Source organism: Microbacterium sp. (assembly GCF_047602155.1).
In the GTDB taxonomy this organism is placed as follows: Bacteria; Actinomycetota; Actinomycetes; order Actinomycetales; family Microbacteriaceae; genus Microbacterium.
The window spans coordinates 2,559,632-2,582,272 of sequence record NZ_JASGHZ010000001.1 but is presented as its reverse complement, the minus strand read 5'-3'; the positions used below and the strand labels follow the sequence as shown (position 1 = coordinate 2,582,272).

Sequence of the window (22,641 nt, the reverse complement as noted above, 5' to 3'; positions counted from 1 at the left end):
GGCGGAGGTGAGCGCATGACCGAGACGGTGCCTGCGTCCGCGCAGAACTCGTCGCTGCGGCGCCTCGTTCCCCGGATCTTCTCCCGCGCCCCCTCGCGCGACGGGCTCGAGAAGCTGGTCCGCACGGTGCGCACGCACCATCCCAAGGGCGATCTCGCGATCGTCGAGCGTGCCTACCAGACCGCCGAGCGCGCGCACGCGACGCAGAAACGGCAAAGCGGCGAGCCGTACATCACCCACCCGCTCGCCGTCGCACAGATCCTCGCCGAGCTCGGACTCGGACCGCGCGCGATCGCCGCCGCCCTGCTGCACGACACCGTCGAAGACACCGACTACCGTCTCGACCAGCTGTCGGCCGAGTTCGGCGACGAGGTCGCGATGCTCGTCGACGGCGTCACCAAGCTCGACAAGGTCAAGTACGGCGACGCCGCCCAGGCCGAGACCGTGCGCAAGATGATCGTCGCGATGTCCAAGGACATCCGGGTGCTGCTGATCAAGCTCGCCGACCGGCTGCACAACGCGCGCACGTGGGGCTTCGTGCCGCCCGAGAAGGCCGCCAAGAAGGCGACGGAGACGCTCGAGATCTACGCCCCGCTCGCGCATCGCCTCGGCATCCAGGCGGTCAAGAGCGAACTCGAGGATCTGTCCTTCGCCGTGCTGCACCCCAAGCTCTACGCCGAGATCGACAGTCTCGTCAAGCAGCGCACGCCCCAGCGCGAGCAGTACATGCAGTCGGTCGTCGACGCCGTGGAGAGCGACCTGCGCGAGCTGCGCATCCGCGGGCGGGTCATGGGCCGGCCCAAGCAGCTGTACTCCGTGTATCAGAAGATGGTCGTGCGCGGCCGCGAGTTCGACGACATCTACGACCTCATCGGCATCCGCGTGCTCGTCGCGACGGTGCGCGACTGCTACGCCGTCCTGGGCGCGATCCACGCGCGCTGGACGCCGCTGCCGGGCCGGTTCAAGGATTACATCGCGACCCCCAAGTTCAACCTCTACCAGTCGCTGCACACGACGGTCATCGGGCCGGGCGGGCGCACGGTGGAGATCCAGATCCGCACCAACGAGATGCACCAGCAGGCCGAGTACGGCGTCGCGGCGCACTGGAAGTACAAGGAGCGGATGAACGGCGGCAAGACCGACGCGAAGTCGGTGGATGCCGACATGGCGTGGCTCGCGCGCATCTCCGACTGGTCGACCGAGACCGCCGACCCGGGGGAGTTCCTCGATTCGCTGCGCTTCGAGATCGGCGCGAAGGAGGTGTACGTCTTCACGCCGAAGGGCCGTGTCGTCGGCCTGCCGGCCGGCGGCACCCCGGTCGACTTCGCGTACGCCGTGCACACCGAGGTCGGGCACCGCACGATGGGTGCGAAGGTCAACGGGCGCCTCGTGCCGCTGGAGTCGGAGCTGCACTCCGGCGACGTCGTCGAGGTGTTCACGTCGAAGAACCCGGATGCCGGCCCCAGTCAGGACTGGCTGAGCTTCGTCAAGAGCACCCGGGCACGCAGCAAGATCCGCGGCTGGTTCACGAAGGAGCGCCGCGACGAGGCCATCGAGCAGGGCAAGGACGCCATCGCCCGTGCGATGCGCCGCCAGAACCTGCCGCTGCAGCGCCTGATGAACCAGGACTCGTTCACCGAGGTCGCGCGCCAGCTGCGCTACGAGGACGTCACGGCGCTGTACGCCGCGGTGGGCGAGGGGCGCATCTCGACGCAGTCGGTGATCGAGAAGGTCACGGCGCTCGTCAAGACCGAAGAGGACACCTCGACCGGTCCGATCGAACTGCCCGCGGTGGGGCGCTCGAAGGCGCCGCGCGGCGGCGACTCGGGCGTGCTCGTGCGCGGAGCGCCCGACATCCTCGTCAAGCTCGCCAAGTGCTGCACCCCAGTGCCCGGCGACGACATCGTCGGCTTCGTCACGCGCGGCAGCGGCGTCTCGGTGCACCGCGCCGACTGCACGAATGTGAAGTCGCTGAAAGACGACCCCGACCGCATGATCGAGGTCGCGTGGGCGCCGACGACCAAGAGCGTGTTCCTCGTGCACATCCAGGTCGAGGCGCTCGACCGGTCGGGCCTGCTCAGCGACATCACGCGCGTGCTCAGCGAGCATCACGTCAACATCCTGTCGGCGTCGGTGCAGACCACCAACGACCGGCTGGCGCTCAGCCGCTACGTCTTCGAGATGGGCGACATCGTGCACCTCGACCGCGTGCTCAACGCCGTGCGGCGCATCGACGCCGTGTACGACGTCTACCGCGTGACCTCGTCCTGACGCCGCCGCAGGTAGGCGAGCGCGGCACGCTTGTGGTGCAGCCGGCCGCGGGCCAGCTGCTCGGCGGCGCCGACGCACAGGTGCGGGCGCCAGGCGATCATCGCCTCGATCAGCGGCTCGACCGGCTCGCCGCCGTGCAGATCGCGGACGAGGTCGGCGAGGGTACGCTCGGGCGAGGTGACCGCGACGCCGCTGATGCGCATGACGTCGGCCTCGGGCACGACCCGGTCGCGGTAGGTCAGGCGGACGTCGATCACGTGAGGGATGCGGGTCGGCGACAAGCGCTGCACGCTGTGCCGCACCGGCGGGTCGGGGACGGCCCCGTGCACCCAGGCCGCCGACACCCGAGTGAGGGCGACGGCCGGCGGCAGCCAGCCGCGCAGCGAGCCGGCGCGCAGTTCGCGCGTCTCGACGGCGTCGGCGGGCATGAACGCCTCACCGACCTCGACGAGATCGCCGTCGAGCCGGGCGGCGCACAGCTCGGCTTCGGACAGGACGTCACCGGAACGGTAGAGAAACGGCCAGGGCATGCTGGCAGTGTGCCGCACCGCGACCTCGCCGAACAGACCGAACCTCGATCTGTGGACAGATCGGGTGCGGCGGCGGGCTGGGGAGGAGGTTCCGTCAGCCGCCGAGCGCCGTGAGCCAGCCCTTGCGCGCCTGAAGAGCCTCGGTCGCCTTCGCGATTGCGGCCTTGTCCTTCGACGCCTCCGCGGCGGCGAGCTCGACCTCCAGACCCGCGATCGCGTCGCGCAGCTGCTGCGTCATGTCGTTCTGACGCGCCTTGGTCTCGGGGTTGTTGCTCTTCCAGTCGGCATCCTCGCGCGACTTCACGCCGTGCTCGATCTTGCGCAGGTCGTCGTCGAGTCCGCGCTCGGCCTCGCGGGGGAAGATGCGTCCGATCTCGTCCCACCGGCGCTGGATGCCGGTGAGCAGGGCACGGGCCTTGGCCGTGTCTTTCTCCTTCGGGATGCCGGCCGCCTCCGCGAGCAGCGCGCGCTTGGCCTCGATCTTCTCGCGCGAGGCCTCGGCATCCGCGTGCTCGCGGTCGCTGCGCGCCGCATACAAGGCGTCGCCGGCGGCCTTGAAGCGCGCCCAGAGGGCGTCGTCGACCTTCTTGCCGGCGCGGCCCGCGTTCTTCCATTCGTCGAGCAGGGTGCGGTAGGCGCCGATGCCGTCTTCGCCCTTGCTGGCGAGAGCCTCGGCGCGCTCGACGAGGCGCGACTTCGCGTCGCGCGCGAGCTTGTGCTGCTCGTCGAGGCCGGAATAGAACTCGCGCCGGTGCTTGTCGAGCACGGCCCGCGCGTCGCGGAATCGCTTCCACAGCTGCTGGCCGGTGTTCTTCGGCAGACGCGGCCCGGTCGCCTGCTGCGACTGCCACTGCTCGAACAGCGCGGTCACCTCGGCGGAGGTCTGCTTCCACTGGATCGACTTGGGGTCGCGTCCGGCGATCGCCTCGACGCGCTCGACGATCGCGGTGCGCTCGGCGATCGCGGCGTCCACCGCCTCGCGCTGCGCCTGCGCCTGCTCGGCGGAGGCCTCGCTGAGCGTCGCCTCGAGCGCATCCAGCCGCGCCTCCAGGGCCGCGAGGTCGCCGACCGCGGCGGCGCCCGTGACGCGCTCGCGCACCGTCTTGAGCGTGCCGCGCAGATCGGATGCCGACGCGCCGCCGCTGCGCTGACGGGTCTCGAGCAGGGTGACCTCGCCGGCGAGGTCGGTGAACTTGCGCTCGAAGTAGGCGAGCGCCTCGTCGGGGGTGCCGTCGGGGTACTGGCCGACGACGCGCCACTGGTCGCCCTCGCGCACCGACACGGTGCCGTCGTCGTCCACGCGACCGAAGGACTCGGCCGGCGCGGCGACGATCGGGGTGACCGCGGCGCGGACGGCCGGCGGCTTCGGAAGCGGCACGCGCGACGGGGTGGGCACGGGTGCCGGCGTCGGTACAGGGGCCTCTGCGGCGTCGGGCTCGGTCGCGGTATCGGTCGCGTCGGCCGACTCGGTGGCGTCTGCCGGCGCGCTCTCGTCGACGGCAACCGTCTCGTCGGGCTCGGGGGTGGAAACGTCAGTCACGGGTAGCACCTCGTCGCGGCGCACGCCGCATGGGAGTTCGGGGTCGGCACCAGCCTACTAGCGGGGCCGCCGCCGATGGGATCACGGGGCCGGGGTCGCCTCGGTCGACTCCTCCGGCGTTTCGGAACCGGTCTCCGAGCTTTCCGGCGCGGGGGTCTCGGTGGCCCCGGGAGCCGGGCTCGTCGTCGCGGTCGGACTGGGTGCCGGCTCAGGGGCGCCGGGGCCGAGGGTGTAGTACGCGATCTGGCCGCCGATCACGGCGAGGATCAGCACGCCGCCGGCGATGCCCGCGATCAGGTTGTCGCGTCGTCGGCGGGCGATGAGCCCGTCGTGAAACTGCTGGCGCGCCTGATACTGCCGCGTCCGTTCCCGCTCCACGCGCGACCTGCTCTTGCCTGCACCCGATGCCACGGGACCTCCCTCGTTCCCGGCGATCCGGGGCCGGACAAAGCCTACGTCGCCGCGCTGTCAGCCGACAAACGCCGCGCTGTCCGAGGTCACGGATAGCCTGGACGGGTGACCGCCCCATCCGCTCTCTTCCAGGGTCAGACCCCGCTGGCCGTGCGGATGCGGCCGACCTCGCTCGACGAGGTCGCCGGTCAGGGGCATCTGCTGCGGCCCGGCTCGCCGCTGGTCGCCCTCGCCGACCCTGCGGGCGCGACCAAGGGCGCCGTCTCGGTGATCCTGTGGGGGCCGCCCGGCACCGGCAAGACGACGCTCGCCCAGGCGATCGCCCGCACGTCGGGGCGGCGGTTCGTCGAGTTGTCGGCGGTGACGGCGGGCGTCCGCGACGTGCGCGAGGTCATGCAGGAGGCGATGACGCAGCGCGACCTGTACGGCGCGTCGACGATCCTGTTCCTCGACGAGATCCACCGGTTCACGAAAGCGCAGCAGGACGCGCTGCTGCCGGGCGTGGAGAACGGGTGGGTCATCCTCATCGCGGCGACGACGGAGAACCCGTCGTTCTCGGTCATCTCGCCCCTGCTGTCCCGGTCGTTGCTGCTGACGCTCCAGCCCCTCACCGACGACGACCTGGGCGCGCTGATCGATCGTGCCGTCGCCGACCCGCGCGGGCTCGACGGTGCCGTGGAGCTGACGCCGGAGGCGCGCACGGCACTCGTGCAGCTCGCGTCGGGCGACGCGCGACGGGCGCTGACGTCGTTGGACGCCGCGGCATCCATGGTCTCGGACGGTCCGATCACGGCGGAGCACGTCGCGCAGGCGGTCGATCGCGCGTTGCTGCGCTACGACCGCCAGGGCGACGAGCACTACGACGTGATCAGCGCGTTCATCAAGTCGATCCGCGGCTCCGACGTGGATGCCGCCATCCACTACCTCGCGCGCATGATCGAGGCGGGGGAGGATCCGCGGTTCATCGCGCGGCGGCTCGTGATCTCGGCATCCGAAGACATCGGGCTCGCCGACCCGCAGGCGCTCGTCATCGCCGTCGCGGCGGCCGACGCCGTCGCGTTCATCGGGATGCCGGAGGGGCGCATCCCGCTGGCCGAGGCGACGACCTACCTCGCGACGACGGCGAAGTCGAACGCCTCGTACCTGGCGATCGACCAGGCCATCGCCGACGTGCGGGCCGGCGGGTTCGGGCGTGTGCCGAAGCACCTGCGCGATGCGCACTATCCGGGCGCGAAGCGGCTGGGGCACGGCAGGGGCTACGTCTATCCGCACGATCTCGAGGTCGGCGTCGCCGCGCAGCAGTACCTGCCCGACGAACTGCGCGGACGCCACTACTACGAGCCGACCGGGCGCGGCCTCGAGCGCGACATCTCAGCCCGTCTGGAGAAGATCCGCAAGCTCCTCGGGGAATGACCAGGGCGAAGCCGCGAATCCTGAACTGGCTATGGTTTTCAGGGGCGCGCGGCGCTACAGTCGGGATGCCAACTATCAACGTGGAGGTTGCCCGTGATCGAGACCGACGTCCGAGCCGTCCTTGAGGCGATGCGCCGCCCGCCCTTCAGCCTCGACGACGAGGCGATCGCGTGGGTGAAGTCGCACCTGGCATCGCTGAGCCCGGAGGAGAAGATCGGGCAGCTGTTCTGCAACATCCTCGGGTCGTTCGACCGCGACGCGTTCGTCGCGTCGCTCGAGGTCTGCAAGCCCGGCGGGCTCATGTACGTGCCGGCCGATGCCGAGGCGGCCATCGAGTTCTCCGGCGCCCTCCGCGACCTCCTGCCCGTCCCGGCGCTCATCGCCGCGAACCTCGAGAAGGGCGGCGACGGCATCGTCGCCGGAGGCGTGAGCTTCGGTTCGCCCACCGCCGTCGCGGCGACCGATGATGTGGCGAACGCCACCCGGCTCGGCGACGTCTGCGGCGCCGAGGGCGCCGCCGTCGGGGCCAACTGGGCGTTCGCGCCGATCATCGACATCGACGACAACTTCCGCAACCCCATCACGGGCCTGCGCACCTTCGGCTCGAACCCCGAGCGCGTGCGCGACATGGGGGTCGCGTACGTCGAAGCCGTGCAGGCGCACGGGGTCGCGGCATCCATCAAGCACTTCCCGGGGGATGGGAGGGACGAGCGCGACCAGCATCTCGTGACGACCGTCAACGACCTATCGGTCGAGGAGTGGGACGCCACGTACGGCGAGGTGTACCGCGCGTCGATCGAGGCGGGCGCGATGACCGTCATGGTCGGGCACATCCAGCAGCCGGAATACTCCCGCACGCTGCGCCCCGGCATCCGGGACGAGGACATCCTCCCCGGAAGCCTCGCGCCCGAGATCATGGGCGACCTCCTGCGCGGCAAACTGGGGTTCAACGGGCTCACCGTCACCGACGCGTCGACGATGGCGGGATTCCTGATCCCCCTGCCGCGCTCGAAGGCCGTTCCGGCGGCCATCGCCGCCGGCGCGGACATGTTCCTGTTCGCGCGCAACCTCGCAGAGGATGTGGCGTTCATGCGTGCGGGCGTCGAAGACGGCACGATCACGCCGGGCCGGTTCGACAGCGCCGTCGCCCGGGTGCTCGGGCTCAAGGCGGCCCTGGGGCTGCACAAGCCGGCCGCGCCGCTGTCGGTGGAGGCGGCACGCGCGACGATCGGCAGCGACAGGCACCAGCAGTGGTCGCAGGAGATCGCCGACCGGTCGATCACGCTCGTCAAGGAACAGGACGGCGTGCTGCCGCTGTCGCCGCAGACGCACAAGCGCATCCTTTTCATCCCGCTCGAGGACGACTCCAGCGAAGCATACGGCGTGCGCGTCGGCGCCTGCGAGGAGGTGCGTCAGCTGCTCGTGGCCGAGGGCTTCGAGGCGGCCACCTTCGTCGCACCGACCTCGTTCGACGCCGGCCCCACCACCGACGTCACCGACGCCTACGACGCGATCGTCTACGTCGCGAACATCTCGACGCAGATCACCCAGAACACCGTGCGCATCACGTGGGCGCAGCCCTTCGGGTCGAACACGCCCCAGTTCGTCGCGTCGGTTCCCACGATCTTCGTCTCGCTGGAAAACCCCTACCACCTGCTCGACGTGCCGCGGGTGAAGACCTTCATCAACACGTTCGGCAGCACGCCGACGATCCTGAAGGCGCTGGTCGACAAGCTCGTGGGCCGCTCGGCATTCACCGGCACGAGTCCCGCAGACCCGTTCTGCGGCCGCTGGGACGCGAGGCTGTGACCGTGGCATCCGACACGCCCACCGACCGGGAGCGGATGGTCGCCGGCCGCACCTACCGTTCGACCGACCCCGAGCTGTCCGCCGCGCGCGCCGCCACGAAACGCGTGCTGCACGAGTACAACGCCACGCATCCCGACGACGAAGAGCATCGGCTGGAGCTTCTGCGCGGGCTGTTCGGCTCGATGGCCGGCGACGCCTGGATCGAACCGCCGTTTCGCTGCGACTACGGCGCCCAGATCTCGATGGGCAAATACGTGTTCGCGAACTACGACCTGACGATCCTCGACTGCGCACCCGTGACGATCGGCGACATGGTGCTGTTCGGGCCGCGCGTGACGATCGCAACAGCGAGCCACCCGATCGATTTCCACCAGCGCACGGTCGACATGTTCGAGTACGCCGAACCGATCACGATCGGCGAGGGCGCGTGGCTCGGCGCTCACGTGATCGTCGGCCCGGGCGTGACGATCGGCGCCCACGCCGTGATCGGGGCCGGCAGCGTCGTGACGCGCGACATCCCGCCGGACGTCGTGGCGGTCGGCAACCCCTGTCGCGTGGTGCGCGAGATCACCGAAGCCGACCGCGAAGCCTACCTCGCCGCCTACGGCGGCTTCGACGCCTGACAGCTCGTCTCTTCGGCATCCCGCCGCGGACGCACGGCGTCTCCGACGTGTGCCGTTTCGGACGCTCCGCGTTTCGGACGCTCCGCGTTTCGGACCCTTCGAGTTTCGGACGCTTGGAGCGCCCGAAAGTCTCTGTCGGCGAGTTTCGGACGCTTCAAGCGACCGAAACTCTCGTTGGGGTGCGCCGACGCTGTCGTTTCCTGCTCGCGCTGTCGTTTCCTGCACGCGCTGTCGAAGTTTCTGCAGCGCATGCTGATTTCGACAGCGCGACGACAGTGGCGCGTCCGCTGACGGGGTCGGCGTCGCGCGGCGCGCGGTGGAATGCTCGCGGTCGGTGCGGTCTCGGCGCTGCTCGCGTGCGCTGGATACGCGCCGCTGCCGTGCCGAACGCAGGGTGAAACGTCGCTTCGGGGCGTCGGCGGGTCGCAGAAGCGCAATCCGCCCTGCTTTTGGCACGCCGCCGACGTCAGAGAGGCCGAACCGCCGCGGCCGGCACGCACGTGCTGGCAGCCGAAAGCCGCAGCGGCCGCACGGTACCGGTGGCGGTTCGCAGACCTGGCGACATCCGGGCGCACACGCGCGCATCACCCCGGAACCTGCCAACTCTGTCGCCGACGGCATCGTGGCCCGTGCGCGAGCGGGGCAGGGGAGTACCTGCGCGGCGGCGGAGGCTGAGGCAGGGGCGGGATGCCGGTCTGATAGACTTGGTCGGCTCGAAACCGAGTTTTCGGGCATCCCTTCTTCTCTTGACCGACCTTCCGGCATGCCCCGGCGTGCAGTCCGGACAGGGCGAGGAGAGGCGATACGTCCGCGAGTCGTGAAAGACGCGACCGCGTCAAGGAAGGACAACTTCGTGGCTACGAAGTCCCAGGACCGCCGCAAGGTGCGTCTGTCGCGCGCCCTCGGCGTCGCGCTGACCCCCAAGGCAGCCAAGTACCTCGAGAAGCGCCCCTACGCTCCCGGTGAGCACGGTCGCACCAAGCGCAAGCAGGACAGCGACTTCGCCGTCCGCCTCCGCGAGAAGCAGCGTCTGCGCGAGCAGTACGGCATCCGCGAGAAGCAGATGCGCAACACCTTCAACGAGGCCCGTCGCAAGGACGGCCTGACCGGTGAGAACCTCGTCGAGCTGCTCGAGATGCGTCTCGACGCGCTCGTGCTGCGCGCCGGCTTCGCCCGCACCACGGCGCAGGCCCGTCAGCTCGTCGTGCACCGTCACATCCTCGTCGACGGCCAGCTCGTCGACCGCCCGTCGTTCCGCGTGAAGCCGGGTCAGCTCATCCACGTCAAGCCCAAGAGCGAGAGCCTGGAGCCCTTCCAGGTCGCCGCCCTCGGTGGCCACGCCGAGGTTCTGCCCCCGGTGCCGGGCTACCTCGAGGTCGACCTCTCCACGCTGCAGGCGCGCCTCGTGCGTCGCCCGAAGCGCGCCGAGGTTCCCGTCACGTGTGACGTGCAGCTCGTCGTCGAGTACTACGCGGCGCGCTGAGCGCGTTTCGTCTCGCTGCGCTCGCTCAACGACCGAAACCGCGCTCGCTCAACGACCGAAACCGCGCTCGCTCAACGGGCGAGACGGCATACGCAGAGGCGTCGGGGTTCATCCCCGGCGCCTCTCGCCGTTTGCACCTAACATGGAATCCATGAAGAGCGTGTTGTGGTTCGTGCTGGGGATCGCCGGCGGATTCGTCCTGGCCCACCTGGTCGACAAGGATCCACGCGGTCACGAGCTGCTCGCCGAGGTCGACGCCCGCATCTCCGAGTTCACCGACCGCATCGGCGACGCCTACCGCGAGCAGGAGGCGAAGATCGACGGCATCGCCGCCGATGTCGCCGGCGTCACCGCGGATGCCGCCCCGCTCGCCGACTGACCCGTTTCCGGAACGCCCCGCCCGGGGGCGCCCGGCTCCCGCACGCCCGAGGAACCCCACGAATGAAGACCGCCGAGATCGCTCAGCGCTACCTGGACTACTTCGCCCGCAACGGGCACACGATCGTGCCGTCGGCGTCGCTGGTGACCGACGACCCGGCGCTGCTGTTCACGGTCGCGGGCATGGTCCCCTTCATCCCGTACCTGTCGGGGGATGTCCCGGCGCCCTACCCGCGTGCGGCCGACAACCAGAAGTGCATCCGCACGAACGACATCGAAGAGGTCGGCAAGACCCCGCGGCACGGCACGTTCTTCCAGATGCTCGGCAACTGGTCGTTCGGCGACTACTTCAAGGAAGGCGCGATCCGCTTCGCGTGGGAGCTGCTGACCTCTCCCGAGGCGGACGGCGGGCTCGGCTTCGACCCGAAGGATCTGTGGGTCACCGTCTACGAGGAGGACGACGAGGCCTACGACCTCTGGCTGCGCCTGACCGACCTGCCGGAAGAGCGCGTCCAGCGCCTGGGCAAGGACACGAACTACTGGTCGACCGGCCTTCCCGGCCCGGCCGGCCCCTGTTCGGAGATCTTCTTCGACCGCGGCCCCGCGTACGGCCCCGACGGCGGACCGGCCACCGACCACGATCGCTACGTCGAGATCTGGAACCTCGTGTTCATGCAGTACGAGATCACCAACGTGCGCTCGAAGTACGACTTCGACGTCGTCGGCGAACTCCCGAACAAGAACATCGACACCGGCATGGGCCTGGAGCGCATCGCGTTCATCAAGCAGGGCGTCGACAACATGTACGAGACCGACCAGGTGCGGCCGGTGCTGGATGCGGCCGTCGTGCTGTCGGGCAAGACGTACGGCGCGAACCACGACGACGACGTCCGCTTCCGCGTCGTCGCCGACCACGTGCGGTCCTCGCTCATGCTGCTGTCCGACGGCGTGACGCCGTCGAACGAGGGGCGTGGCTACATCCTGCGCCGTCTCATGCGCCGCGCGATCCGCGCCATGCGGCTGCTCGGCGTCGAGCAGCCGACGTTCGCGCGGCTGTTCGCGGCATCCCGCGACGCGATGAAGGATGCCTATCCCGTCGTCGCCGACGACTACGAGCGTCTGTCGGCCTACGCCCTCGCCGAGGAGGCGACGTTCCTGCGCACGCTCGCGGCCGGCTCCGAGAACCTGGACGCGTCGATCGCGCGGGCCAAGGCCACGGGGGCGACGCAGCTGGGCGGCGCCGAGGCGTTCCTGCTGCACGACACCTACGGCTTCCCGATCGACCTGACGCTGGAGATCGTCGAGGAGGCGGGTCTTTCCGTCGACCGCGCCGCGTTCGACACGCTCATGCAGGAGCAGCGGGCCCGCGCCAAGGCCGACGCGCGTTCGCGCAAGCGGCAGCTCGCCGACACGAGCGTGTACCGCGACTTCCGGGCGCACGGCGAGACGGTGTTCACCGGCTACAGCGACCTGGAGACCGCGTCGACGGTGCTGGGCCTGCTCGTGGACGGCCTGCCCGCGCAGCGCGCGACGCAGGGCCAGATCGCCGAGATCATCCTCGTCGAGACCGCCCTCTACGCCGAGAGCGGTGGCCAGGTCGCCGACAAGGGCGTCATCGTCGGCCCGGGGTTCGAGCTCGAGGTGCTCGACGTGCAGAAGCCGGTGCCGGGCCTGGTGAGCCACACGGTCGAGGTCACCAGCGGCGAGGTCGGCGTGGGTCAGCCCGCGACGAGCGTCGTGGATGCCGTCAACCGTCGCGCCGCGCAGCAGGCGCACTCGGCCACCCACCTCGTGCACGCCGCCCTGCGCGACACGCTCGGCAAGACGGCGACGCAGGCCGGCTCGCTCAACCGCGCCGGGTACATGCGGTTCGACTTCTCGTGGGGCCAGACCCTGTCCGACGCGACGAAGACCGAGATCGAGGAGATCGCCAACGGCGCCGTCCGCGACAACCTGCAGGTCACCACGCGCGTGCTGCCGCTGGCCGAGGCCAAACAGCTCGGCGCGATGGCGCTGTTCGGCGAGAAGTACGGCGACACCGTGCGGATGGTCGACATCGGCGGACCGTGGTCGCGTGAGCTGTGCGCGGGCACGCACGTGTCGTCGAGCGCCGAGATCGGGCTCATCAACCTCGTCGGAGAGTCGTCGGTGGGTGCGTCGACGCGCCGGGTCGAAGCCCTCGTCGGTGCCGACGCGTTCCGCGAGCTGGCCGCCGAGCGCGCCATCGTCTCGCAGCTGACGTCGTCGTTGAAGACCCCGAAAGACCAGCTGCCCGCCCGCATCGCGGAGCTCGCGGCGAGCCTGAAGGCGGCCGAGAAGCGCATCGCGCAGTTCGAGGCGAAGGCGCTCGAGTCCCGCCTGCCCGAACTGGCCGGTTCGGCGCAGGCCGCGGGGGCGTTCCGTGTGGTGGCGCAGGCGCTCGGCACCGCGGCCTCGGCCGACGATGTCCGCGCGCTCGCGCTCCAAGTGCGCGAGCGCGTCGGCGCGGGCGCCGTCGTGGCGCTGGGTGCTCTGATCACGCTGGGCGCCGAGGTGAACGGTCGCCCGGTCGTCATCGTCGCGACCGACGACGCGGCGCGCGCCGCCGGCGCGAAGGCGGGTGCGCTGGCGAAGGCCGCGGCATCCGTCCTCGGCGGGGGCGGAGGCGGACGCGACGACGTCGCCCAGGGCGGAGGGACGGATGCCGCGGCGCTGCCCGCGGCCCTGGCCGCCGTCGCCGGCGAGCTGGAGCGTGCGACCGCGTGAGCGGCTTTCGGCCCGGCGTGCGCCTGGGGATCGACGTGGGCACGGCCCGCGTCGGCGTCGCGCGCTGCGATCGGGACGGGCTGCTGGCGGTGCCGGTCGAGACCGTGCCGCGCACGGATGCCGCCGCCGCGCGCGTCGCCGAGCTCGCCGCCGAGTACGACGCGTTCGAGGTTCTCGTGGGCCTGCCGGTGAGCCTGTCGGGCGGGGAGACGGCTTCGACCGCCGACGCACGGGCGTTCGCCGGCCAGGTGGCCGCGGCATCCGCAGTGCCGATCCGGCTCGTCGACGAGCGCCTGTCGACCGTGTCGGCCCACGCCGTGCTGCGCGACGCGGGCCGCTCTCAGAAATCGTCTCGTAGGATTGTCGATCAGGTCGCCGCCGTCGTCCTGCTGCAGCAGGCGATCGACGTCGAGAAGAGCACCGGTTACCCGGCCGGCGCTGCCCTGTCAGACCCTCAGGAGCCCGCCTGATGCCCGAAACACCGCCGGAAGACGATCAGTTCGCGGACCTGTTCAGCAAGCTGCCCGCCCCGCGCGCCGCCGCGCCCGGTGCCGCCGAGGCGCCGCCGAACCCGACTCCGGCCGACACGTCCGCCGACGCCCCCGTGCCGGGCAGCCGCCGGGCGGCGCGCGCCGCGGCCGCCGCGACGGGCGACGTCCCGGTCGCCGCCCCGGCCGACACGTCCGCCGCGGCCGGCGCCCCGGCTGCCGCTCCCGTCGGCGCCGCCCCCGCCGCGCACCAGCTGGACACCCTGTTCGGCGGCGGCCACGACGACACCGCCGAGCGGGCCCGCGACGCCCGCCACGCGCGCGACCGTCGCAAGAGCCGCATCGCGGCGTGGGTGGTCTTCGGTGTCATCCTCGCCGTCGTCGGCGGCCTCGTCGGCGGCGGGTTCTACGTCTGGAACACCTACGAGGACAAGATCCGCGCGTTCATGGGCTGGGAAGAGCCCAACGACTACGAGGAGGGCCTGGCCACGGGCGAGGTCTACGTGACGATCGTGGAGGGTGACACCGGCTCGTCGATCTCGCAGACCCTGTACGAGATGGGGGTCACCAAGACGCGCGAAGCGTTCTACGACTACCTCATCGCCGAGGCGCTGAACCCGACCTTCTACCCGGGCGTCTTCCAGCTGCAGGAGAAGATGTCGGCCGCCGCCGCCCTGGCAGCGCTCGAAGACGAGAACAACCGCGTCGAAAACAGCATCACGATCCCCGAGGGCTACACCTACAAGCAGGCGCTGTCTGCGGTGGCCACGGCGACCGGGCTGAGCGAGGACGAACTGCTGGCCGCCGCGGACGACTACACCCAGTTCGGGGTTCCGGCCGAAGCGCCCAGCATCGAGGGGTATCTCTTCCCCGCGACCTACACGTTCGATCCGGGCGCGACGGCGACGGAGGTCATCCAGCGGATGGTCGACGAGACCTTCTCACGACTGGACGCGCTGGGCGTCGCGGAAGAGGACCGCTTCAGGGTGCTGACCCTCGCGGGACTGGTCCAGAAGGAGTCCGGCCCCGACTACGAGGACATGCGCAAAATCGCCCGCGTGTTCCTGAACCGGATCGCGGACGGCATGCTGCTGCAGTCCGACGCGACGGTCGCCTACGGCGCCGGGATCACCGGCACCGTCTGGACCACCGAAGAGGAGCGCGCCGACGAATCCAACCTCTACAACACGTACGTGCACGAGGGCCTGCCGATCGGACCGATCTCCCTGCCCGGCGAGGACGCCATCAAAGCCGCCATCGATCCGGCCGAAGGCGACTGGCTGTACTTCGTCGCGGTCGATCTGCGCACCGGGGAGACGGTCTTCTCCCACACGTACGAGGAGCATCTCGCCGCCGTCGAGCAGCTCGATGCGTGGTGCCGGGAGTCCGGCAACGAGTCGTACTGTGAGTGAGTGCCTCCTGGAGGTCTGGGGCGACCCGGTCGCACACAGCCTCTCCCCGCGGATGCACGCCGCAGCCTACGCCCACCTGGGCTGGGACTGGTCGTACGGCAGGCGCCGGGTGGATGCCGCCGGGTTCGCCGCCGAGCTGGCGAGCCTCGGCGCCCGATACCGGGGTCTGTCACTCACGCACCCGCTGAAGGCCGAGGCGTTCCGGGCATCGGCCGACCACGACCGCAACGCCGAGCTGACCGGCGCCGTCAATACCCTCGTGATCGCAGACGGCCGTCTCGGCGGGTTCAACACGGATGTGGGCGGCATCGTCGCCGATCTGCGGGCGCTGGAGGCGTCTCCGCTCGATCGTGCCCGCATCATCGGCGCCGGGGCGACGGCGATGTCGGCACTGGTCGCCCTGGGCGAGCTCGGCACGCGCGAGGTGGAGATCCTGGCCCGTCGACCCGAGGCTGCCGCCGTGCTCGTTGCGCTGGGGGCGCGCATCGGGGTCACGGTGACGGTGGCCGATGCGACCGCCGTGCCGGCATCCGTGTCCTCCTCGGCGCCGCTGACGATCTCGACCCTGCCCGGAGGTGCGGCGCTGCCCGAACCCGTCACCGACATGCTCGCGGCCGGCGGCGGACTGCTCTACGACGTCGTGTACGGCCACTGGCCGACGCCGCTGGCGACGGCGTGGCAGGATGCCGGTGCGCGGGCCGTGAACGGGCTCGGGATGCTGCTGCACCAGGCCGTGCTGCAGATCCGCGCGTTCGCCACGGGCGGGGTGACCGAACCCCTCCCCGACGAAGACGCCGTCGTGGACGTCATGCGCGCGGCTCTCGTGGAAGACTAGACGAATGCTCCGCGTGCTCACGGCCGGCGAATCGCACGGCCCCGAACTCGTCGCCTTCATGGAGGGACTGCCGTCCGGCGTCCCCGTCTCGCGCGCCGCGATCCAGGCCGACCTCGCGCGCCGCAAGCTCGGCTACGGCCGCGGCTCGCGCATGAAGTTCGAAGAGGACGAACTGACCATCTCGGCCGGCGTCCGCCACGGCTACACGATCGGCAGCCCCATCGCGCTGCGCGTCGGCAACACCGAGTGGCCGAAGTGGACCGAGGTCATGAGCGCCGAGCCGGTCGAGCTGACCGAGAAGTCCCGCGGTCGCGGTGCGGCCCTGACCCGGCCGCGCCCCGGTCACGCCGACCTCGTCGGCATGCAGAAGTACGGCTTCGACGAGGCGCGCCCGATCCTCGAGCGGGCGAGCGCCCGCGAGACGGCGGCGCGCGTCGCCCTCGGGGCGATCGCGCGGGCGTTCCTGGGCGAGCTCGGCATCCGCCTGGTCAGCCACACGCTGTCGATCGGCCCGGTGCGCGCGCCCGAGGGCGCGGCGCTGCCGACGCCCGACGACGTCGATTTCCTGGATGCCGATCCGCTGCGCTGCTTCGACCCGGCGACATCGGCCGCGATGGTCGCCGAGGTCGATGCCGCGAAGAAGGACGGCGACACGCTGGGCGGCATCGTCGAGGTGCTCGCCTACGGGCTGCCGCCGGGGCTCGGTTCGCACGTGCAGTGGGATCGGCGCCTGGACGGCCGGCTCGCGCAGGCGCTGATGAGCATCCAGGCGATCAAGGGCGTCGAGGTCGGCGACGGGTTCGAGACCACGCGCCGGCGGGGTTCGGCCGCGCACGACGAGCTGTTCGCGGCATCCGGCGGGATCACGCGCGCCTCCGACAAGGCGGGCGGCACCGAGGGCGGCATGTCCACCGGCACCGTGCTGCGCGTGCGCGCCGGGATGAAGCCCATCGCCACCGTGCCGCATTCGCTGCGCACGATCGACGTGGCAACCGGCGAGGCCGCGACCGCGCACCATCAGCGCTCCGACGTCTGCGCCGTGCCCGCGGCGGGTGTCGTCGCCGAGGCGATGGTCGCGATCGTGCTCGCCGAGGCCGTGCTGGAGAAGTTCGGCGGCGACGCGGTCGCCGAGACGCGCCGCAACCTCGAGGGCTACCTCGCCGCGATCCCGGAGGGGCTGCACACGGCCGCCGGCAGCGACGACACGCTCGGATGACCGGGCGGGCGATCGTCCTGATCGGACCGATGGGGGCCGGCAAGACGAGCATCGGGAAGCGGGCCGCCTCGCGGCTCGGCGTGCCGTTCACCGACACGGATGCCCTCGTCGTGCGCGACCACGGCCCGATCGATGCGATCTTCGCCTCCCACGGGGAGACGCACTTCCGCTCGTTGGAGCGGGCGGCGGTCGCGTCGGCGCTGTCGGACGGCGGCGTCGTGGCGCTGGGGGGCGGAGCGGTGCTGGATGCCGACACGCAGCGCGACCTCGCGGGCCACCGCGTCGTGCTGCTGACCGTCGGGCCGCAGACCATCGCCTCCCGCATCCGCGGCGCCCGGCGGCCGCTGCTGGCCTCTGCCGACGGCTCCGACGCCGTGGCACGGTGGCAGGAGATCTACGCGGCGCGCCGCCCCGTCTACGAGCGGCTCGCGGACGTCACGTTCGACACATCGAGCGGGCCCCTGTCGCAGATCGTCGACGCGGTGGTCGAGTGGGTTCAGGGCGCGGAGCAGGCCGGCGACGCGGACGAGAGCACGGGAGCATCCTCATGAGCGACACCGACGAGACCACCGTCATCGGCGTGACCGGCGATCAGCCCTACGACGTCGTGATCGGGCGCGGCATCCTGCCCCTCGTCGGCGAAGCGCTGCCCGCGGAGGCGCGCAAGGTGCTCGTGGTGCACCCGCCGACGCTCGCCGCGCAGGCGGCCGAGCTGCGCGAGCTGCTGATGTCGGGCGCGTCGGGGCAGCGCCAGGTTCTGCTGGCCGAGGTGCCGGATGCCGAGCAGGGCAAGCGCGTCGAGGTCGCCGCCTTCTGCTGGCAGGTCATGGGGCAGGCCGACTTCACCCGCACGGATGCCGTCGTCGGCTTCGGCGGGGGAGCGGTGACCGACTTGGCCGGCTTCGTCGCGGCGACGTGGCTGCGCGGTGTCGCCGTCGTGCAGGTGCCCACGACGGTGCTCGGCATGGTGGATGCCGCCGTCGGTGGAAAGACCGGCATCAACACGGCCGAGGGCAAGAACCTCGTGGGCGCGTTCTGGCCGCCGCGTGCCGTGATCTGCGACCTGGCGATGCTCGACTCGCTGAGCCGCAACGAGCGCGTCGCCGGGTTCGCCGAGGTCGTCAAGGCGGGGTTCATCCGGTATCCGGAGATCCTCGACCTCATCGAGGCCGACCCCGAGGGCGTCGTCGACCCGCATTCGCCGGCGTTCCGGCGGTGCATCGAGCTGGCGATCCGGATGAAGGCCGACGTCGTCGGCGAGGACCTGCGCGAGGCGGGGCTGCGCGAGATCCTGAACTACGGCCACACCCTCGGGCACGCGATCGAGCACGCCGAGCGCTACCAGTGGCGGCACGGCGCGGCGATCTCGGTGGGCATGCTGTTCGCGGCCGAGCTCTCGCGCCTGGCCGGACGGCTCTCGGATGCCGGTGCCGCGCGGCACCGGTCGATCCTGGAGACGCTCGGGCTGCCGACGTCGTACCGGGCGGGCGCCTTCAGCCAGCTGCTCGCAACGATGCAGCGCGACAAGAAGACCCGCGGCGCGATGCTGCGCTTCATCGTGCTCGATGACATCGGCAAGCCCACGGTGCTGCAGGCTCCCGACGAGTCGCTGCTGTTCGCGGCGTATCAGGAGATCGCCGCGTGAGCACACTCGTGCGGCGCGTGCGCCCCGACGAGTGGCGCGAGGTGCGGGGCCTGCGCATCGAAGCGCTGCGCGACCCGGTCGCCGCCATCGCCTTCCTCGGCACCGCGGCGGGTGCCGAGCGCCAGCCGGACGAGTTCTGGCAGACGCGCACCCGCGATGCCGCATCCGGCGACGCCGCCGCGCAGTTCGTCGCCCGGTCGGCCGACGGACGCTGGCTCGGCACCGCCACCGTGCTGCGCCGAGCCGCGGGTGAGGTGGATCCCCTGGGTCGGACGCTGGATGCCGCCCGTTCGGACGTGGTCGGCGTCTACGTGCAGCCCGACGCCCGCGGCACGGGGGTGATCGCCGACCTCTTCGAGGCGTGTGCAGACTGGGCACGGGGCCTCGGCGACTCGGCCCTGACGCTCGACGTGCACGTCGACAACGCCCGCGCGCGTCGCGCCTACGAACGCTGCGGCTTCGTCGAGACCGGCGTCACGATGACGGGTTCGATCGGCCCCGAACTGGAGATGCGCCGCTCGCTCTGAGGCGGCCGCCGTGCGGCGGCGTCGCTCCATCCGTCGCACGGCGTCATCCCCCGCACGGCGTCATCCCCCCGCACGGCGTCATCCGTCGCATATCGCGGCTATCGCGGGGTTTAGCCATGATTTGCGCCGGATGAACACCGGGGCATGCCACTCATCCGTCATATATCGCGGCCATCGCGGGGTTTAACCATGATTTGCGCCGGATGAATACCGGGGCGGGGCGCTCATCCGTCACGAATCGCGGCTGTCCGGCGGTTTGGCCATGGTTTGCGCCGGACGAAGGCGGGGCGCACGAGATGAACACCGAGGCGCACGAGTCACCGGGACGCACCACTCATCCGTCACGAATCGCGGCCATCGCGGGCTTTGGCCGCAGTTTGCGCCGGATGAATACCGGGGCGGGGCGCTCATCCGTCGCGAATCGCGGCTGTTCGGCGGTTTGGCCATGGTTTGCGTCGGACGAAGGCGGGGGCGTACGAGATGAATGCCAGGGCGCACGGGTCACCGGGGCGCACGAGTCACCGGGGCGCACGACTCATCCGTCGCGAATCGCGGCTATCGCGGGGTTTAGCCATGATTTGCGCCGGATGAACACCGGGGCATGCCACTCATCCGTCACGAATCGCGGCCAACCGGCGGTTTGGCCATGATTTACGACGGACGAAGGCGGGGTACGAGATGACTGCCGGGGCGCACGGGTCACCGCGGCGCGCGACTCATCCGTCACGAATCGCGGCTATCGCGGGGTTTGGCCGTGATTTGCGCCGGATGAACACCGGGGCGGGGCGCTCATCCGTCACGAATCGCGGCCAACCGGCGGTTTGGCCGTGATTTGCGCCGGACGAAGGCGGAGGTACGAGATGAATGCTGGGGCGCGGCGCTTGTCCGTCGCGAATCGCGGCTATCCGGCGGTTTGGCCGCGTTTTGCGCCGGATGCCGGGACGGGCGCAGGCCGGGCCGGGCGGGGCGCGGGACGGGCGGGCGGGGCGCGGGACGGGCGGGGCGGATGGCGCGGCGGGAGCGGGTCGCCATCGGGCCGCCACCGGGCCGCCAGCGGGCCGCCAGCGGGCGGGAGCGGTAGGGTGCGAGGGTGACCACCCGCCGCCTGCTGCTCGTGAACGGGCCGAACCTCAACCTGCTCGGCACCCGCGAGCCCGAGATCTACGGGCACGAGACGCTCACCGATGTCGAGCGGATCGTGACGGATGCCGCTGCCGCCCGCGGATTCGAGGTCAGCGCCGTGCAGAGCAACCACGAGGGCGTGCTGATCGACGCGATCCACGCCGCGCGCGCCGACTGCGCCGGCATCGTCATCAACCCGGGCGGGCTCACGCACACCTCGGTGGTGCTGCGCGACGCGCTGTCGGGGGTGGCGCTGCCGGTCGCCGAGGTGCACATCTCCGACGTGTACGCACGGGAGGAGTTCCGCCACCATTCCTACGTGCGCGATGTCGCCGTCGTGCACGTCATCGGCGAGGGCGTCTGCGGCTATGCGCGCGCGACGAGCCTGCTGATCGACGTCATCGTGGGTGCGGCCGAGGGCCGAGGTCGCGGCATCCCGTAGAATCGACTGTCGGCGTCTGGACAGGCTCGACGACCGGCACTGACACCTCACGAACGGAACTCCGCACTCATGGCATCCACTGCAGACATCAAGAACGGCGTCGTCCTCAACATCGACGGGCAGCTGTGGAGCGTCGTGGAGTTCCAGCATGTCAAGCCCGGCAAGGGCGGCGCGTTCGTCCGCACGAAGCTGAAGAACGTCATGAGCGGCAAGGTCGTCGACAAGACGTTCAACGCGGGCGCGAAGATCGAGACCGAGAACGTCGACCGCCGCGACTTCACGTATCTCTACAACGACGGCGAGGGCTTCGTCTTCATGGACGTCGCCGACTACGACCAGATCACGGTCGGAGCCGCGACGGTGGGCGACGCCGCCAACTTCCTGCTGGAGAACCAGCAGGTCCAGATCGCGCTCAACAACGGCAACCCGCTCTACATCGAGCTGCCCGCATCCGTCGTCCTCGAGATCACGTACACCGAGCCGGGCCTGCAGGGCGACCGCTCCTCGGCGGGCACGAAGGCCGCGACGGTCGAGACCGGTTACGAGATCCAGGTGCCGCTGTTCCTGGAGACCGGCACGAAGGTCAAGGTCGACACCCGCACGGGCGACTACCTCGGCCGCGTGAACTGACCCGCGCCGTTTCATGAGCGCACGCTCCAAGGCGCGCAAGCGCGCCCTCGACATCCTGTACCAGTCCGACGTACGCGGCGACGATCTCGCCGTGACCCTCGCCGCCGAGGCGAAGCGCGCCGCGAGCGAGCCCGCCCGCGAAGCCTCGTGGCTGTATGCCCGCGAGATCGTCGACGGTGTCATCGACAATCGCGACGAGATCGACGAGCAGATCGTCACGCACGCGCGCGATTGGAAGCTCGAGCGGATGCCGGCCGTCGATCGTGCGGTGCTGCGCATCGGCGTGTGGGAGCTCCTCTTCAACGACCAGGTGCCGGCCGCCGTCGCGATCGACGAGGCCGTGGAGCTCGCGAAGGAGTTCTCCACCGACGACTCCGGGGCGTTCGTGCACGGAGTGCTCGCCCGCATCGCCCGCGCCGGCTGAGCATCGTTCAGGGTGGGACACCAGTGGTACACTGAGGCATGCCCACCACCCTTCAGCGGATCCAGGTGACACGAACCCCCGAGGTCAACCACGCCCTCGAGGTCGCCGAGCGTCTGTGGCCGGAGTTGCGCATGAGCGAGCGCCTGGCGCGCCTGGCGGCGCTGGGAGCGGAGGCGGCATCGGGGGCCGAGTCGGCCGCTCGGGCTCGTGCGGATCGGCTCCGGGTCTTGGAGAAGCATCGGGGTGCATTCGCCGACGCTTACCCGCAGGGATATCTCGAGAGCCTGCGCGCGGACTGGCCCCAGTGACCGTCCTCGACGCGAGCGTATTGATTGCCTACCTCGGCTCGGACGATCATTCCCCGGCGGCGACGGCGATTCTCCGTGACCAAGAGCGTCCCAGCATCCACGCGGTCACGCTGGCAGAGGTGCTCGTCGGTCCTGCCGGTCGCGGCACAGAAGAGGCCGCACTGGCAGCGGTCGACGAACTGGGAATCCGGACGTTGGCGCACGATCCCGACGAGCCGCTGCTCGTGGCCCGGCTGAGAGCGTCGACACGGTTGCTGCTGCCCGACTGCTTTCCGCTCGCCGCCGCGCTGCGGGGCGGCGTGACGCTCGCGACGTTCGACAAGCGACTCGCCGCCGCCGCGCGTGCCCTCGAAGTGACGGTCGTCGGCGCGTAGCGCCGGCTGAACCGC

Annotated in this window: 22 protein-coding genes; 19 read left to right on the top strand and 3 right to left on the bottom strand. The window is 70.8% G+C overall.

Annotated features, from left to right (window positions below; translation table 11 throughout):
* Nucleotides 1-15: 15 nt before the first annotated feature.
* Nucleotides 16-2,271 (top strand): RelA/SpoT family protein, encoded by a 2,256-nt coding sequence (locus tag QM720_RS11660; RefSeq protein WP_415126703.1) that lies wholly within the window; start codon nt 16-18, stop codon nt 2,269-2,271.
* Here QM720_RS11660 and QM720_RS11655 read toward each other — a convergent pair.
* The 3 genes from QM720_RS11655 to QM720_RS11645 all read right to left on the bottom strand — a co-directional run bounded on the left by QM720_RS11655 (nt 2,250) and on the right by QM720_RS11645 (nt 4,752).
* Nucleotides 2,250-2,801, bottom strand: a complete 552-nt coding sequence (locus QM720_RS11655; RefSeq protein WP_415126701.1) for an SAM-dependent methyltransferase — start codon at nt 2,799-2,801, stop codon at nt 2,250-2,252. The two genes, QM720_RS11660 and QM720_RS11655, sit on opposite strands and share 22 nt — an antisense overlap.
* A 94-nt stretch (nt 2,802-2,895) precedes the next feature.
* On the bottom strand, nt 2,896-4,341 hold the full coding sequence (locus tag QM720_RS11650) for a DUF349 domain-containing protein (protein ID WP_415126699.1): 1,446 nt from the start codon (nt 4,339-4,341) through the stop codon (nt 2,896-2,898).
* Nucleotides 4,342-4,422: 81 nt separating this feature from the next.
* Complete coding sequence (locus tag QM720_RS11645) at nt 4,423-4,752, bottom strand: dioxygenase (RefSeq protein WP_415126697.1); 330 nt, start codon at nt 4,750-4,752, stop codon at nt 4,423-4,425.
* A gap of 105 nt (nt 4,753-4,857) precedes the next feature.
* Between QM720_RS11645 and QM720_RS11640 the strand changes: the two genes are divergently transcribed.
* The 18 genes from QM720_RS11640 (at nt 4,858) to QM720_RS11555 (ending at nt 22,626) form a co-directional block, all read left to right on the top strand.
* A complete protein-coding gene (locus tag QM720_RS11640) occupies nt 4,858-6,165 on the top strand; it encodes a replication-associated recombination protein A (protein ID WP_415126695.1) in 1,308 nt (435 codons plus the stop codon).
* A gap of 93 nt (nt 6,166-6,258) precedes the next feature.
* Complete coding sequence (locus QM720_RS11635; protein ID WP_415126693.1) at nt 6,259-7,974, top strand: glycoside hydrolase family 3 protein; 1,716 nt, start codon at nt 6,259-6,261, stop codon at nt 7,972-7,974.
* A 2-nt stretch (nt 7,975-7,976) separates the two neighbouring features.
* On the top strand, nt 7,977-8,597 hold the full coding sequence (locus QM720_RS11630; RefSeq protein ID WP_415126691.1) for a sugar O-acetyltransferase: 621 nt from the start codon (nt 7,977-7,979) through the stop codon (nt 8,595-8,597).
* An 853-nt stretch (nt 8,598-9,450) separates the two neighbouring features.
* Complete coding sequence (gene rpsD / locus QM720_RS11625) at nt 9,451-10,080, top strand: 30S ribosomal protein S4 (protein WP_415126689.1); 630 nt, start codon at nt 9,451-9,453, stop codon at nt 10,078-10,080.
* 151 nt (nt 10,081-10,231) lie between these two features.
* Nucleotides 10,232-10,459, top strand: coding sequence for an ATPase (locus QM720_RS11620; protein ID WP_415126687.1), 228 nt, complete (start codon nt 10,232-10,234; stop codon nt 10,457-10,459).
* A gap of 62 nt (nt 10,460-10,521) precedes the next feature.
* Nucleotides 10,522-13,203 (top strand): alanine--tRNA ligase, encoded by a 2,682-nt coding sequence (gene alaS / locus QM720_RS11615; protein ID WP_415126685.1) that lies wholly within the window; start codon nt 10,522-10,524, stop codon nt 13,201-13,203.
* A complete protein-coding gene (gene ruvX / locus QM720_RS11610; RefSeq protein ID WP_415126683.1) occupies nt 13,200-13,673 on the top strand; it encodes a Holliday junction resolvase RuvX in 474 nt (157 codons plus the stop codon). Before alaS ends, ruvX begins: the two co-directional genes overlap by 4 nt.
* Entirely contained in the window at nt 13,673-15,103 is a 1,431-nt protein-coding gene (mltG, locus tag QM720_RS11605; protein WP_415126681.1) for an endolytic transglycosylase MltG, read from the top strand. The genes ruvX and mltG overlap by 1 nt, the downstream gene beginning before the upstream one ends.
* Nucleotides 15,096-15,938, top strand: coding sequence for a shikimate dehydrogenase family protein (locus QM720_RS11600; RefSeq protein ID WP_415126679.1), 843 nt, complete (start codon nt 15,096-15,098; stop codon nt 15,936-15,938). The genes mltG and QM720_RS11600 overlap by 8 nt, the downstream gene beginning before the upstream one ends.
* A gap of 4 nt (nt 15,939-15,942) precedes the next feature.
* Nucleotides 15,943-17,154 carry a chorismate synthase gene (gene aroC / locus QM720_RS11595; protein ID WP_415126677.1) on the top strand — a complete coding sequence of 404 codons (1,212 nt, stop codon included), beginning with the start codon at nt 15,943-15,945 and terminating at the stop codon, nt 17,152-17,154.
* Nucleotides 17,151-17,705 carry a shikimate kinase gene (locus QM720_RS11590; RefSeq protein ID WP_415126675.1) on the top strand — a complete coding sequence of 185 codons (555 nt, stop codon included), beginning with the start codon at nt 17,151-17,153 and terminating at the stop codon, nt 17,703-17,705. The genes aroC and QM720_RS11590 overlap by 4 nt, the downstream gene beginning before the upstream one ends.
* Nucleotides 17,702-18,799 carry a 3-dehydroquinate synthase gene (aroB, locus tag QM720_RS11585; RefSeq protein WP_415126673.1) on the top strand — a complete coding sequence of 366 codons (1,098 nt, stop codon included), beginning with the start codon at nt 17,702-17,704 and terminating at the stop codon, nt 18,797-18,799. Before QM720_RS11590 ends, aroB begins: the two co-directional genes overlap by 4 nt.
* Entirely contained in the window at nt 18,796-19,326 is a 531-nt protein-coding gene (locus QM720_RS11580) for a GNAT family N-acetyltransferase (protein ID WP_415126671.1), read from the top strand. The genes aroB and QM720_RS11580 overlap by 4 nt, the downstream gene beginning before the upstream one ends.
* A 1,090-nt stretch (nt 19,327-20,416) precedes the next feature.
* Complete coding sequence (gene aroQ, locus QM720_RS11575; protein WP_415126669.1) at nt 20,417-20,890, top strand: type II 3-dehydroquinate dehydratase; 474 nt, start codon at nt 20,417-20,419, stop codon at nt 20,888-20,890.
* Nucleotides 20,891-20,959: 69 nt separating this feature from the next.
* Complete coding sequence (gene efp / locus QM720_RS11570; RefSeq protein WP_415126667.1) at nt 20,960-21,520, top strand: elongation factor P; 561 nt, start codon at nt 20,960-20,962, stop codon at nt 21,518-21,520.
* 13 nt (nt 21,521-21,533) lie between these two features.
* On the top strand, nt 21,534-21,944 hold the full coding sequence (nusB, locus tag QM720_RS11565) for a transcription antitermination factor NusB (protein ID WP_415126665.1): 411 nt from the start codon (nt 21,534-21,536) through the stop codon (nt 21,942-21,944).
* A gap of 38 nt (nt 21,945-21,982) precedes the next feature.
* Nucleotides 21,983-22,252: a hypothetical protein gene (locus QM720_RS11560; RefSeq protein WP_415126663.1), complete on the top strand. Its 270-nt coding sequence runs from the start codon at nt 21,983-21,985 to the stop codon at nt 22,250-22,252.
* A complete protein-coding gene (locus QM720_RS11555) occupies nt 22,249-22,626 on the top strand; it encodes a type II toxin-antitoxin system VapC family toxin (protein ID WP_415126661.1) in 378 nt (125 codons plus the stop codon). Before QM720_RS11560 ends, QM720_RS11555 begins: the two co-directional genes overlap by 4 nt.
* Nucleotides 22,627-22,641 lie beyond the last annotated feature (15 nt).

Excerpts from the sequence above, each read along its gene's own strand:
- QM720_RS11560 (WP_415126663.1), top strand. The coding sequence starts at position 21,983 with ATGCCCACCACCCTTCAGCGGATCCAGGTGACACGAACCCCCGAGGTC.
- mltG (WP_415126681.1), top strand. The coding sequence starts at position 13,673 with ATGCCCGAAACACCGCCGGAAGACGATCAGTTCGCGGACCTGTTCAGC.
- aroB (WP_415126673.1), top strand. The coding sequence starts at position 17,702 with ATGAGCGACACCGACGAGACCACCGTCATCGGCGTGACCGGCGATCAG.
- aroC (WP_415126677.1), top strand. The coding sequence starts at position 15,943 with ATGCTCCGCGTGCTCACGGCCGGCGAATCGCACGGCCCCGAACTCGTC.
- alaS (WP_415126685.1), top strand. The coding sequence starts at position 10,522 with ATGAAGACCGCCGAGATCGCTCAGCGCTACCTGGACTACTTCGCCCGC.
- QM720_RS11590 (WP_415126675.1), top strand. The coding sequence starts at position 17,151 with ATGACCGGGCGGGCGATCGTCCTGATCGGACCGATGGGGGCCGGCAAG.
- QM720_RS11620 (WP_415126687.1), top strand. The coding sequence starts at position 10,232 with ATGAAGAGCGTGTTGTGGTTCGTGCTGGGGATCGCCGGCGGATTCGTC.
- nusB (WP_415126665.1), top strand. The coding sequence starts at position 21,534 with ATGAGCGCACGCTCCAAGGCGCGCAAGCGCGCCCTCGACATCCTGTAC.
- QM720_RS11655 (WP_415126701.1), bottom strand. The coding sequence starts at position 2,801 with ATGCCCTGGCCGTTTCTCTACCGTTCCGGTGACGTCCTGTCCGAAGCC.
- QM720_RS11660 (WP_415126703.1), top strand. The coding sequence starts at position 16 with ATGACCGAGACGGTGCCTGCGTCCGCGCAGAACTCGTCGCTGCGGCGC.
- efp (WP_415126667.1), top strand. The coding sequence starts at position 20,960 with ATGGCATCCACTGCAGACATCAAGAACGGCGTCGTCCTCAACATCGAC.